Here is a 13,382-nt window from a genome sequence, read left to right on the forward strand (position 1 = left end):
AAGTTGCCCCCTCACTTCAGCAAAAACACCATCAACGGATTGTCATTCAACCGCCCCGCAAAGCTTGGCGCCAATTGCTCCACCGGCGAGCCCTTCAACAGCGCAGTCTCCTTGCGCGGCACAATCACCCAGGATGGCCGGGGCAGCTCACTCAGTTTCTCAAGCTGGTGACGCCCGACAAACAGTGGCTGCTCATCGTGATCCAGATTCATCATGTAGCGCACCGCCCAGGTGTCCCGGGCCAGGTCGACAAACACCAAAGGGCCAGGCTGCGACTCACGCAGTGCCTCCACCTGGCTGACAAACCGTCGGGTGTCGAATTGCAGGTCCTTGGCCGGTTCTATCACCGCGACCAGCAACAACCATTGCGCCGCCAGTGCGATCACGCTGAGCCATACCAGACGCAACGGCCGGCGCCAGGCAATCAACGCCGCGAGTTGCAACACCACCAACGCACCAATCATCAGCGGCAGGGAAATATCCGGCCAATAGCCCTGCTTGTGCCAGGCGTTCCGACACACAAACAACACAACCACGCACAACGCCGGTAACGCTGCGACAAGCCCTTCGTAACAACGGCGCACGCCCAACAGCCAGCCTTGCGCCTGGAGCAGCCCATAGGCCGCGACAGCCGCAAACATCGGCACCATCGGCAAGATGTAATAAGCGCGCTTGAAGTGCGGCACCGACAACCCGAGCAGAATCATCAAGCCACACGCCCCGAGGCGCACCAGCAGTTGCAGCTGCCCGTCGACCCAGCGCTCCGGCCAGCGATGGCGCAGCGCGACCAGAGTGGCTAACGCCAGCGGCACCACCGGGAAGTAACGGTACAAACTCAGCTGGAAATAGAAATAGAACGGCTCACCGGACTCATCCAGGCGCCCGCCGACCTGCATCCTGAACACTTCATCAGCAAAGGCATCACCGCCACTCAATCGCGCAAGCTTCATCAGCAGCCACCAGCACACTGCTAGCAGCACCAAGCCGATAACGCCGTGGATCAGGACTTGCCGGACGCGTTCGCCCGGCCTGCCCAGCGCCCAATACACGCACACCACCCCACAGACCTCAATCAACCCCAGGGGGCCACGAATGGCAAAGGCCAGGACGAACAACGGGAACACCGCCAATTGCCGCAGCCGCGACCCCAGGCGCTCGCCACTGTGCAGCAGATAGAAACTGCCGACACACAGCAGCGCGATCATCTGGTCCAGGCAGACCGAGCGCGATTTTTCGAGCAACTGGGTGGTGAGCAGCGTCAGCAGCACCGTCAAAAATGCCCATGGGCGACTGAACGGCGCCAGCAGGCGGTACATCAGTGCGATCACACCGGCCGATGCAAGCGCGGTGGGCAGCACATTCGCCAGATGGTTCGGCGCATCAAACCAGCGAGCGAATACAAAACTGAAGAAGGTCGCGGTGCCTGGGTAGTCCGCGTAAGGCTGACCGTAAGTGGTGGGGAAAAAACTGGCGCCGTGGCGAAACATTTCCTGCATGAACAGCGCCCAGCGCCCATCAAAGCCCTGAGGCTGCTGATCCCAGATCCCCAACGTGAACAACAACAGGGCGATCAGAAAGAGGCCCAAGGACTCCAGGCGAAAACGGTTGCGATGATCCATCGGGTGACCTGTCAGGTGGGAAGCGCTGGCGTATGGTGCCGAGCACTGCCCTGAATAGCGCCTGAACGAACCTGAACATTCACGCTTTTATCGACTTGCGGGCCACACCACTGCCGGAATCAGGCGAACGTAGACCAACTCGGCCACCAACTCGACCAGGGTTTGCAGGATCACCGCCGCGGCAGCCAACCCGCGCATGTCCTCCGGCAAGGCCAGCGCCAATGGCAATACCACCAGCGAGTTGCGCGTCGAAGCACTGAACGTCACCGCCCGTGCACTTGGCGCAGGCAGCGCAAACAGTCGCGCAGCCAGGATCCCCATCAACGGCGCCAGCAGTACGAAGCCCAGGTAGATCGCAAGCACTGGCAGCAACAGGTCGAAGTCGCGCATGACCGATGTGATTTGCGACCCAATCACCACGAACAACACCAGGGCCATCGCCGGCACCGGCAACCAGGCCCACGCACTGCTCCATTTGTCGACCAGCCTTGATCGTCGCGCCAGGTAGGCCGTCAGCACAGCCAGCAGCATCGGCACCACGATCAACAACAGGAATGCCTCGATAAACGGGCCGATCTCAACCACCACACCCGAGTGTGCGCCCAGCATAAAACCCAGGTACACCGGCAGCAGTGCCAACTGCAACAGCAACAGCAACGGTGTGGCCGCCAGCATCAACCGCGAATCGCCCTTGCCGATGTGGGTGAACACCACCACGTAATCAATACAGGGCGTCAACAACACCAGTAATGCCCCCACCAACAGCGCGGGATGCCCCAGCAGGCCACGGGTCAGCGCCCACACCAGCAATGGCACCAGAACAAAGTTGGCCAGCAACAACGCCGAGACAAAGCGAATATTGCCCAACCCCTGGCGCAGATCGAGGAAAGGAATCTGCAGGAACATCGCGTACATCAATACCGCGATGGCAGGTGTGATCAATGCGCTCAAACCGTGAGCCACTAGAGGCGCGAACACTCCACAGGCAGCGGCCAGCAGGATGGCGACAAAATAGAAGGGGATCTGGTTATGCTCAAGGGCATCGCGGGTCATGAAGACGCTCTGGCAGATGACAAAGGCGTAGCCTATTGATCTATGGCCTGGTGGTCGAGCGCGATAAGCGACCAAACCCCGCCCGGATTTCCTTGGGATTTGCCCCAACCTGCGCTTCAATACTCCACCCCGATCCAGAACCCAAGGATGTTGAGCCCATGGCTTCGCCGAACAAGCAGCAAAAACGCGCCCAGCGGGCAAAGACCAAGGCCAAGCAAAACCGCACCCAGCGCGCCGTCGCGGCCAAGCCGGATGCGTTCGCCGGCGACGACAGCCGCATCGATCTTGAATCGGTGGACTTGACCGAACTGTTCGTCGAGATGCGCACCGCAGGCGAGATCAGCCAGCAGGCACTGTGCGCGGTATTCCTCGCACACCCGCTGTTGGCGCTGGTGCTGGAGCAGGAAGGTGAAGAGGAAGCGACCGACTTTATCCTGGCGGCGCTGATTGAATATCGGCAGTGGGCCACTGACAGCGATGACGAGGCCGCTGCGTTGGCGTGGATCGAATCGCCGCAGTTCCAGGCGGACTATGTAGCAGCATCCCAGGCGCTGACAGCCTCAACAGACTGACACATATCAAAATGTGGGAGGGGGCTTGCTCCCGATGGCAGAGTCTCAGTCGACATCTCAGTGACTGACAAACTGCATCGGGAGCAAGCCCCCTCCCACATTTGCACCACATTCCGTCAGTTGAGCACTGCTGCGCCTACCTTCTGGGCCTTGCGGCGGCTCGCCACGAACAACCCAGCCAGCACCACCAGCAAGCTCAACACTCCCGTCGCGATGATCTCGACCCGGTGCGCTTCCTGGAACAGCATGATGGTCAACGTACCGACGATAAACACCATCACGGCGTACGTCAGGCCAGGAAACAGCCACATCTTGAACACGATCTTCTCGCCCGCCGCCGCACGCTTTTGACGCATGCGCAGTTGCGACACGGCAATCACCAGGTACACCAGCAACGCAATGGCGCCGGAGCTGGCCAGCAGGAATTCGAACACGGCCGCCGGGGCCACGTAGTTGGCAAATACCGCGAGGAACGCCGCGCCGGTGGACAGCAACACCGCCCAATAAGGTGTACCACTTTTGTTGGTGCGCTTGGCCACCGCTGGTGCATCACCGCGACGCCCGAGGGAGAACAACATACGCGAGGCGGTGTAGAGCGCCGAGTTGAGGCAACTGGTAACAGCCACCAGCACCACCAGGTCGACGATCAGCTTGGCATTCGGGATGCCCATGCGCTCAAGTACCGTCTGGTAGGAACCTACGGCCGCCAGGGTCGGATCGTTCCAAGGCACCAGCGACACGACAATGAAGATCGACAGCAGGTAGAACAAACCAATCCGCCAGATGACCGAGTTGGTGGCCTTGGTGATTTGCTGGCCGGGGTTCTTGGATTCCGCTGCAGCGATGGTCACGATCTCAGTGCCCATGAACGAGAACATGGTGGTCAGGATCGCTGCCAGAACCGCGCCCATCCCATTAGGCATAAAGCCCTGGGTATCGAACAGGTGCGAAACACCGCTGACCTGGCTGGTGGGCAAAAAGCCGAAAATCGCGGCCAGGCCGAGGATTACAAAGCCGACGATGGCCACGACTTTAATCAACGCAAACCAGAACTCGAACTCACCGTAGTTCTTCACGCTGAACAGGTTGGTTGCCGTCAGCAACAACGTAATGACCAGGGTAAACACCCAAATCGCCACGTCGGGGAACCAGGCGTGCAGGATAGTCGCCGCCGCGTTGGCTTCCAACGGAATCACCAGCACCCAGAACCACCAGTACAACCAACCAATGGTAAACCCAGCCCAGTGACCGATTGCGCGGTCGGCATAGGTAGAGAACGAACCGGTATCGGGTGACGCAACAGCCATCTCGGCCAGCATCCGCATCACCAGCACCACCAACGTACCGGCGGCCGCGTAGGCCAGCAGCACGGCGGGGCCGGCGGCAGCAATCGCATGGCCAGAGCCGACAAACAAACCTGCGCCGATTACGCCGGCAATCGACAGCATGGTGACATGCCGCGGCTTGAGCCCCTGTTCGAGGTCATTGGAGCTTTGAGTACTACTCATTGACACACCTTTGCGAGGAATTGCGAAAACGGGTTCGCCCGGCCTGCAGCCTTTCTCGTGAAAAGAATCCAACAGGGCGTTCTTTATTTTTTACGCAAGATTTGCGCCAAAATGTAACAGAGCCGCCATTGACGCGGGCTGTAGGACAATTCATCAGCGCTCGCAAGTCTTTGAGAATCATGGCATTCCGCTATAGCGTTACCGTGCGACTCACCTTCAAGCCAATCAGGCGCACCAAAAACACACATAAAAAGTACGTGACGCTCCATAAACGGGCTGATATGGACCGTTTGCCCGGTTAACCCTTCCAACACCCGGCCAAAGCTGGCACCATCGCGCCCTTTTTTACGCGAAGCCTGTGGATCTTTCCGGTTCAAACGTCTGTAGGTTGTTGATGGCGCGACACGCTACTGCGCCGATGCGACACACTGCCGCAGACCACCAGTTAACCGTCCGCAGCGCTGTTGGCTGTCATCCAAACGCTATGCTAGCTTGGCGCCTCGCCAGGAAGGCGGCCCAACAGCGAAGATCGCAACGAACACAATGAGGACCGCACATGGCCCAGGCCACGCCCGCGCTTGAAATCCGCAACTTGCACAAACGCTATGGTGAGCTTGAGGTACTCAAGGGTATCTCGCTGACCGCTCGCGACGGCGATGTGATCTCGATCCTGGGTTCCTCCGGTTCCGGCAAGTCCACCTTCCTGCGTTGCATCAACCTGCTGGAAAACCCGCATCAGGGCCAGATCCTGGTAGCCGGCGAAGAGCTCAAGCTCAAAGCCGCAAAAAACGGCGAGCTGATGGCCGCCGACGGCAAGCAGATCAACCGCCTGCGCAGCGAAATTGGTTTTGTGTTTCAAAACTTTAACCTGTGGCCGCACATGAGCATCCTCGACAACATCATCGAGGCCCCTCGTCGCGTGCTCGGCCAAAGCAAGGCTGAAGCAATAGAAGTGGCCGAGGCCTTGCTGGCCAAGGTCGGTATTGCCGACAAGCGTCACGCCTACCCTGCACAACTCTCCGGCGGCCAGCAACAACGGGCGGCGATTGCGCGCACTCTGGCAATGCAACCCAAGGTCATCCTGTTCGATGAACCCACGTCGGCGCTTGACCCGGAAATGGTTCAGGAAGTACTTAATGTGATCCGCGCACTGGCCGAAGAAGGCCGCACCATGCTGCTGGTCACCCACGAAATGGGCTTCGCCCGCCAGGTATCCAGCGAAGTGGTGTTTTTGCACCAGGGCCTGGTCGAAGAGCAAGGATCGCCACAGCAGGTGTTTGAAAACCCGCTTTCGGCGCGCTGCAAACAATTCATGTCCAGCAACCGCTAACGGAGCAACATGCATGCAGACCTATAAGAAATTCCTTCTGGCCGCGGCCGTCTCGATGGCGTTCAGCGCCACGGCCATGGCAGAAACCTTGAAAATGGGGATCGAAGCGGCTTACCCGCCCTTCAACAATAAAGACGCCAGCGGCAACGTAGTGGGCTTCGACAAGGACATCGGCGACGCCTTGTGCGCCAAGATGAAAGTCGAGAAGTGCGAAGTGTATGTGTCCGACTGGGACGGCATCATCCCGGCCTTGAACGCCAAGAAGTTCGACTTCCTGGTGTCTTCGCTGTCGATCACCGATGAGCGCAAGCAGGCAGTTGACTTCACCGACCCGTACTACTCGAACAAGCTGCAGTTCATTGCGCCCAAAGCCACGGCAGACTTCAAGACTGACGCCGCTTACCTGAAGGGCAAGGTGATCGGTGCACAGCGTGCAACGCTGGCCGGTACCTACCTGGAAGACAAGCTGCCGGACACCGAAGCCAAGCTCTACGACACTCAGGAAAACGCCTACCTCGACCTGACCTCCGGTCGCCTCGACGGCATCCTCGCCGACAAGTACGTGCAGTACGAGTGGCTCAAGAGCAAAGACGGTTCGGCCTATGAGTTCAAAGGCGACCCGGTGGTAGAAAGCGACAAGATCGGTATCGCCGTGCGCAAGGGCGACCCATTGCGCGAGCGCCTGAACAAAGCCCTGGCAGAGATCAAGGCAGACGGCACCTACAAAAAGATCAACGACAAGTACTTCCCGTTCAGCATCGAATGATCTGAACGACCTGCCCGGCGCGCTCCTGGGAGCGCGTCGGCTTTTAGCAATGCCTGCCGCGATATGAAAACACCATGAATTTCGATCTCTACGGATTCGGCCCGGCGCTTGCCGCTGGCGCGCTGATGACCGTCAAACTGGCGCTCACGGCCCTGTGCCTGGGGCTGGTGCTCGGCCTTGCCGGCGCCTTGGCCAAGACTTCGCCGTACAAGCCGCTGCAATGGCTGGGCGGTGCGTATTCGACCATCGTTCGCGGTATTCCCGAATTACTGTGGGTGCTGCTGATTTACTTCGGCACCGTCAACCTGATGCGCGCCCTGGGTGAGTTTTTTGGCAACCCCGACCTGTCGCTGAGTGCCTTCGCCGCCGGCGTCATCGCCCTGGGCCTGTGCTTCGGTGCCTACGCCACCGAAGTGTTTCGCGGCGCGATCCTCGCCATTCCCAAGGGCCACCGCGAAGCCGGTGTGGCATTGGGGCTGTCGAAATTTCGGATTTTCACCCGGTTGATCATGCCGCAGATGTGGCGTATCGCCCTGCCGGGCCTGGGTAACCTGTTCATGATCCTGATGAAGGACACCGCCCTGGTGTCGGTGATCGGCCTTGAAGAGATCATGCGCCACGCGCAAATCGGCGTGACCGTGACCAAGCAGCCATTCACCTTCTTCATGGTTGCGGCGTTCATGTACCTGGGCCTGACCGTACTGGCGATGATCAGCATGCACTTCCTGGAAAAACGCGCCGCCCGCGGCTTTGCAAGGAGCACACAATGAGCGGCGACTACAGTTGGCTATCGCACTTTGACCTGGGCCTGAACTGGGCCGTGATCATCAAGTGGCTGCCGAAGTTGGCCCAGGGTGCAACCCTGACCCTGGAGCTGGTGGCAATCGCCGTGATCGCTGGCCTGCTGCTGGCGATTCCACTGGGTATCGCGCGCTCTTCGCGCCGCTGGTACGTGAGCGCCCTGCCCTATGGCTACATCTTCTTCTTCCGTGGCACGCCGTTGCTGGTGCAGTTGTTCCTGGTGTATTACGGCCTGGCGCAGTTCGATGCCGTGCGCAACAGCTTCATGTGGCCGTACCTGCGCGATCCGTTCTGGTGCGCCACGGCCACCATGACCTTGCACACCGCGGCCTATATCGCCGAGATCCTGCGCGGTGCAATCCAGGCCATTCCGCCGGGCGAGATCGAAGCAGCGCGGGCATTGGGCATGTCCAAACCGAAAACGCTGTTCTACATCATCCTGCCCCGCGCCTCACGCATCGGCCTGCCGGCCTACAGCAACGAAGTGATCCTGATGCTCAAGGCCAGTGCCCTGGCCAGTACCGTGACCCTGCTGGAACTGACCGGCATGGCCCGCACCATCATTGCCCGCACTTACCTGCCGGTAGAGATTTTCTTCGCCGCGGGTTTGTTCTACCTGCTGATGGCTTACGTGCTGGTGCGCGGTTTCAAACTGCTGGAAAAGTGGCTGCGCGTCGATGCGTGCCAAGGACGTTGAGGCACGCTTCCAGGCACTGGATGCATTCCTGATCGAGTACCAAGGGCTGTGGCGACCACGGCCCTTTACTCAGTTGCAGCTGCCCTGGGAAACCGAGCATCCCGAGTTATCCCAGTGGCTGCGTCGGCGTTCGTTGGCCGAAGCTGAAGCCAATCACAACCACCCCCACGACCTGCCTGCGCCTGCACCGTTTCCACAGCTGGCCGCTCAAGCGCTGCGCCTGAGTGCTGTGGATAAGTTACCCGCCCACTCACTGGACCCCGCTCGCCACCGTTTGAATGTGGACGTGCCCGGGCGCAAGTGGCAACAGATCGAAGCCTTCGGCGCCGCGCTGACTTTTGCCCAGACGCCTGCCCACTGGCTGGACTGGTGCGCCGGCAAAGGCCATCTTGGCCGCCGCCTGCTGCAACCCGGCCAACGATTGACCTGCCTGGAATATGACCCCGCCCTGATTGCGTCCGGCCAAACCCTGAGCGATCACCACGGCTTGCCCGCTGCCCATTGCCTGCAAGACGTGATGGCCGATGTAGCGATCGACCCCGAACACACACCTGTGGCCCTGCACGCCTGCGGCGACCTGCACGTGCGCCTGCTGCAACTGGCCAGCGCCGCTGGCTGCAAACAATTGGCCCTGGCGCCCTGCTGCTACAACCGCATCAATGCCGAGCGCTACCAGGCACTGTCCGGCGCCGGGCGCGCATCCCTGCTAACCCTGTCGATCGACGATCTGGGATTACCCCTGAGCGAAACCGTCACCGCCGGCAACCGCGTGCGCCAGCAACGAGACACCTCCATGGCGCGGCGCCTGGGCTTTGATCGACTACAGCGGCAACTACGCGGCTGCAACGACTACCTGCCGACGCCCTCCCTGCCCACCAGTTGGCTGGATAAATCCTTCGCCGACTACTGCCGTGAGCTGGCAAACCTCAAGAATTTATCCACAGGTGAACAAGACTGGCCGGCGCTCGAAGCCCACGGCTGGCAGCGCCTGGCCGAAGTGCGAAACCTGGAATTGGTAAGGGGTTTGTTTCGACGCCCACTGGAAATGTGGCTGGTGCTGGACCGCGCACTTTTTTTGAGCGAAAAGGGCTACAACGTCGAGGTCGGCACCTTCTGCGAACCAACGCTCACCCCGCGCAACCTGATGGTGCTGGCCCAGCGCGAATAAGGTGCAAAATTCCCTGCACGCGCCCTGTGGATAACTCTGTTGATGGAATCTTTGCAGAAGCTGTAGCAATGGGCGCTGAACGCCAAAAGCGAGGCTGGTCATTTTTTGTTCACAAAATAAAACGCACACAAAACAGGCAGTTGCAGCGTGTTGAGAACGGCTGCACAAAATGGCTGTTTCGTGACAGCTGTTACCAACCGATTGTGCATAAGCATCAGACGTTAAACGTATAAAGCGGACTTTGCAGGGTGGTTTTTGGCGGTTTCAGCGGGTGGAGAAGCTCGTTGGACGTCGGATCGCTCAGGTGCGCGGGGTAACTGGCATGACGCGGAAGTGACGGCTTTTTACGCTGCTACACCGTGTGGAAAACACGCTAATCGCAAGAAACCTTGGTTTTTGCAAAAATAGTCAGAATTCAGGGGTTTACAGAACCTTTCCAATCGCTATAATCGTCGCCCTAACACGCCGGTATAGCTCAGTTGGTAGAGCAACTGACTTGTAATCAGTAGGTCCCGGGTTCGACTCCTGGTGCCGGCACCATTTAAAAACAAAGGCTTGCAGCGATGCAGGCCTTTGTTTTTTGTGTCACACGTAACAAGCACCCAATACTTCGCGTCACCATCACCTGTCGGGATACGGTTATGTCGTGGATTGATAACGTGTGGAGCTTAATGGACCTAGGCCGGGTTGGCCTTGTTGTGGGTCTCGTTGCCACAGTTGTCACGTACCTAATGGCCCGCCGGCGGACTACTCGGGTTGGATATGTCCACCAGGGAGAGCATTTACTTGGCAGTGCGTCAGATGCCTTGCCGTCAGGAATAGTCGTTCAGTATGACGGCCTCAGCATTCCCCGCCTGACAAAATCTGTTTTGATTATTTGGAACAGTGGCGAGAGTACGGTCTTAGGTTCCGATATTGTCGACAAAGATCCACTTCGCTTCTGTGTAGGCGCCGACGGCCAAATTCTGTCCATCTCCGTATTGAAAGTGGGTCGCCAGGTCAACGATTTCGCGTTCACCTCCCCCCGGAAAGAGATGAGCGAGGCAGAGTTTACTTTCAATTTCCTCGACGCAGACGATGGGGTTGTGGTTGAAATTCTGCATACCAGTACCGATCGGCAGCCGCGAATCAAAGGCACCTTGAGAGGTCTTCCCCAAGGCTTTAGAAATTTTGGCCAATTCACGCGTCCGAAGCCTCAAAAGAAAAAGAGAAGCAGACCGCTCTCTGCCTTCACGGCGGTTGTGTTTTCCCCATTGGTCTTCTTCTGCGCGTCTCTCGTGTACGCGTTCTACGGCCCTCGTCCAGAAGTAATTAGCGCCGATGCGTTCAATGGTTTGATGGGCGGATTGGGCGGTGTCTCTGGCATGTTGCTGGTCAACGCTTGGGCCACTAGGCGCAAATATCCCAAATCCCTTCACTTAGAATCTCTCGAATAAAAGTGCTCGTGGGATGAGGAAAAGTCTCTAGCCTTATTGGGTGCGATAGGGCGAGTTTCTAGAGCCGTTGCGATGTGTACACGTGTGACGAAACGCCCCTTATGCGAAGCGAATAAAAATTAAGGTGCCCCCCTTAAAAGCCTGTCAGATTTGACAGATTTATATTCATCTACTCTGTAACCCTTGTATTTCAAGCCTTTCAGCGTTTTGCATCACTGTAAGAAAGCTGTCAGCGACCTGACAAAACCTGAAAAAACAGTAGTGTTAGTTTTACAGTTGTTAAGTAGCTGATTTATAAGGTTTTTTATTTTTGAGGGAGAAACTCACACAAACATCCAACCCCGCTGTCAGAGCTGAATCCCAGTAAACACGGGGCCTGCAGGGCACTCGCTGACAGATATCCATGATCTGACAGGGATTTGGGGGTTAACCTAAATAAACAATAATGCGGACGCCTCGAAGCTAATGCCCAGAATGCTCAGCCGCGCACTGATCAAAGGAAGCAAGCATGCGTAAGCCGGCGTCCCAAGCAGCGGAACCCATCATCGAAATAAAGAAGAACAGTTCGACCTGGGAGGTTCATTGGGATTACCAGGAAGCCCCTGAAAGCTCCGTACTGTTCAAACGGCAGGAATACCTGGGAGGCTACATTGAACGCTCCATGGATATGTTGGGCATCCTCCCCGCCAACGTCCTCTGCGCCAGCAGCGTCACCGGCTCGGTTAAAAGGTTGACCGAGGAGCAGGCGACAAAGCTGCGTGACGCGCTGGAACGCCTGCTGATTCCTGTTGTGAAGAATGAGTTCACGCGCCTGCAGAAGCTGAATGAGCAGCCCCACCTTCGCTTGGGCGCCTCCGAATCAGTGTGAAACTCCCTGTAATGGAGCGCATCGGCTACAGCCCACAGTATTCGGGGGCTCCAGAGCAAAAAGGCGTTTCGGTCATTGGTCAGCGAGGCGCCTTCAAAAGAGCCCATCCGAGAATGTAAAACTACGAATTACGGTGTTTTTCATTTTTTCGCCCAATGGGTCCGGGGACTTCAGCTTTCCGCTGTTGAAGTACAGCCATCGCACTGTTGTGCAGCCGCACTGCATTTCTCTTCAAACTTTGCAATCTGTGAAATTGCCGATCGCCTGCAGAGCCCCACGGCCCGCTTGGGTTGCAGCTTCGTTTGCACTACTTCCGACTTTGCACAAAAAAAGGACACAAACCCCGTCGGCGGGAGGGGGATAAGTGCTTTTCCTGGAAATTTTTTCTCCCTCTGCCTTTTTGCACTAGCTCGGTTAACATTTCATCAGGCTGCTGAACCAAGATCTCACTACTCCAATACTCTGGTTAAAAAACAACCCCTTGGCAAACGTGAGCGGTCCTAAATGAGCCACACTCAGATACCGCAAAAAAGGAATTGCACATGGCGTCCGAATATAAACCAACTCCAATTTTTGAAAGCGCCGGCGAGATCACCTCCCCGTATTTCACGGCTTTAAAAAATAAGCTATCCAAACTTTTACCTGCCTACAATTGCTACTTCAACTCATTAAGCGTAGAAAAGTTTAGCGCCACCAACAAACAATTAACAAAGCTAGAGCTTAGTCACAACACCGCTAACAGTAAAATCTTAATCTCTGCATGTAGCTCCGCACACCTGAACCTAGACCATCTATCAATCGATTTTGCACAACAAGCCTTCTTGGATCTTGTTGCTACAAAATTAGAATACCAGCACTTAGCAGAGCACTTTTTCGAGCTGCTTTCTGGAGTATATCGCGATACACGAATTACAAAATATGCGGACCATATAGTCATTAACTATTCAGAAGCCAAGTTTGACCAAGCGAGCTCAATATTTGCGGCAACACTTAATGAGAACTCAATCATATTTCTGCCGGATAACGCCGAGCCGAGTGAGTTCTCATATAAAAGTAGCAGGGTAGGGAAAGTCATGTATGTTTGCAAAAACTCAACACTTGCATTTAACAAACGAAATCTTATGGGAATGCTAAAGCTAGAGCCAGCATTCTCCCACAGCACATTTATATATTCAAAATCTCTAAAAATAAAAACAAAAAAGTTTTTGCGATAATTGACGAACTGCGCTCCGGAGAAGCGACGACACCCTACACACTCAAAAAGAACCTAGTAGACTTACCGCTTTCTACTGGAGGTGCATTTGAAACGCTGAGCATCGAAATATTAAACTTCATATTCGCCTCAGAATATGAAGACTTCAAACTGATGGAGCAGACACCAAACTATACCAGCGTTAGAAGAAGAGACTTTATAATAGACAATAGAGCCCCAAGACATAGATTCCTGAACGACTTACTGAAGCGCGGGTGCAAATACATACTGTTCGACGCAAAAAACTATGCGGACGAGCTATCAGTAAGTCATTTAGATACTTTTTACAGCTACATACAAGAGCAAAAATAC

Annotated in this window: 12 protein-coding genes and 1 tRNA gene; 10 read left to right on the forward strand and 3 right to left on the reverse strand. The window is 56.5% G+C overall.

The window, feature by feature from the left end; all coding sequences use genetic code 11:
• Positions 1 to 11: 11 nt before the first annotated feature.
• Together JH25_RS14365 and JH25_RS14360 are read right to left on the reverse strand one after the other, a co-directional pair.
• Entirely contained in the window at positions 12 to 1,619 is a 1,608-nt protein-coding gene (locus JH25_RS14365; RefSeq protein ID WP_032878371.1) for a membrane protein, read from the reverse strand.
• 87 nt (positions 1,620 to 1,706) lie between these two features.
• Positions 1,707 to 2,672 (reverse strand): arsenic resistance protein, encoded by a 966-nt coding sequence (locus JH25_RS14360; RefSeq protein ID WP_032878372.1) that lies wholly within the window; start codon positions 2,670 to 2,672, stop codon positions 1,707 to 1,709.
• A 158-nt stretch (positions 2,673 to 2,830) separates the two neighbouring features.
• On the opposite strand from JH25_RS14360, the gene JH25_RS14355 reads away from it, so the two are divergent.
• Positions 2,831 to 3,244 carry a hypothetical protein gene (locus tag JH25_RS14355; RefSeq protein ID WP_005783897.1) on the forward strand — a complete coding sequence of 138 codons (414 nt, stop codon included), beginning with the start codon at positions 2,831 to 2,833 and terminating at the stop codon, positions 3,242 to 3,244.
• 116 nt (positions 3,245 to 3,360) lie between these two features.
• Here JH25_RS14355 and gabP read toward each other — a convergent pair whose 3' ends face one another.
• Complete coding sequence (gene gabP / locus JH25_RS14350) at positions 3,361 to 4,752, reverse strand: GABA permease (protein WP_005783895.1); 1,392 nt, start codon at positions 4,750 to 4,752, stop codon at positions 3,361 to 3,363.
• 556 nt (positions 4,753 to 5,308) lie between these two features.
• Here gabP and JH25_RS14345 point away from each other — a divergent pair.
• The 9 genes from JH25_RS14345 (at position 5,309) to JH25_RS14310 (ending at position 13,032) form a co-directional block, all read left to right on the forward strand.
• A complete protein-coding gene (locus tag JH25_RS14345) occupies positions 5,309 to 6,082 on the forward strand; it encodes an ABC transporter ATP-binding protein (RefSeq protein WP_003187760.1) in 774 nt (257 codons plus the stop codon).
• 13 nt (positions 6,083 to 6,095) lie between these two features.
• Positions 6,096 to 6,848, forward strand: a complete 753-nt coding sequence (locus JH25_RS14340) for an ABC transporter substrate-binding protein (RefSeq protein ID WP_005783892.1) — start codon at positions 6,096 to 6,098, stop codon at positions 6,846 to 6,848.
• Positions 6,849 to 6,922: 74 nt separating this feature from the next.
• A complete protein-coding gene (locus JH25_RS14335) occupies positions 6,923 to 7,618 on the forward strand; it encodes an ABC transporter permease (RefSeq protein ID WP_032878373.1) in 696 nt (231 codons plus the stop codon).
• Between the two features lie 38 nt (positions 7,619 to 7,656).
• Positions 7,657 to 8,346, forward strand: coding sequence for an ABC transporter permease (locus JH25_RS14330; RefSeq protein ID WP_032803763.1), 690 nt, complete (start codon positions 7,657 to 7,659; stop codon positions 8,344 to 8,346).
• A complete protein-coding gene (locus JH25_RS14325; protein WP_032878374.1) occupies positions 8,327 to 9,514 on the forward strand; it encodes a methyltransferase in 1,188 nt (395 codons plus the stop codon). Before JH25_RS14330 ends, JH25_RS14325 begins: the two co-directional genes overlap by 20 nt.
• Before the next feature lie 464 nt (positions 9,515 to 9,978).
• Positions 9,979 to 10,054: transfer RNA gene (locus JH25_RS14320), tRNA-Thr, on the forward strand.
• Positions 10,055 to 10,155: 101 nt separating this feature from the next.
• Complete coding sequence (locus JH25_RS14315; protein WP_164699521.1) at positions 10,156 to 10,950, forward strand: hypothetical protein; 795 nt, start codon at positions 10,156 to 10,158, stop codon at positions 10,948 to 10,950.
• Between the two features lie 508 nt (positions 10,951 to 11,458).
• Entirely contained in the window at positions 11,459 to 11,818 is a 360-nt protein-coding gene (locus JH25_RS0127145) for a hypothetical protein (protein ID WP_032878377.1), read from the forward strand.
• A 542-nt stretch (positions 11,819 to 12,360) separates the two neighbouring features.
• Positions 12,361 to 13,032 (forward strand): hypothetical protein, encoded by a 672-nt coding sequence (locus tag JH25_RS14310; RefSeq protein WP_032878378.1) that lies wholly within the window; start codon positions 12,361 to 12,363, stop codon positions 13,030 to 13,032.
• The last annotated feature ends 350 nt before the right edge of the window (positions 13,033 to 13,382 follow it).

The sequence above is a fragment of the Pseudomonas sp. BRG-100 genome (genome assembly GCF_000737955.1).
Lineage (GTDB): Bacteria > Pseudomonadota > Gammaproteobacteria > Pseudomonadales > Pseudomonadaceae > Aquipseudomonas > Aquipseudomonas synxantha_A.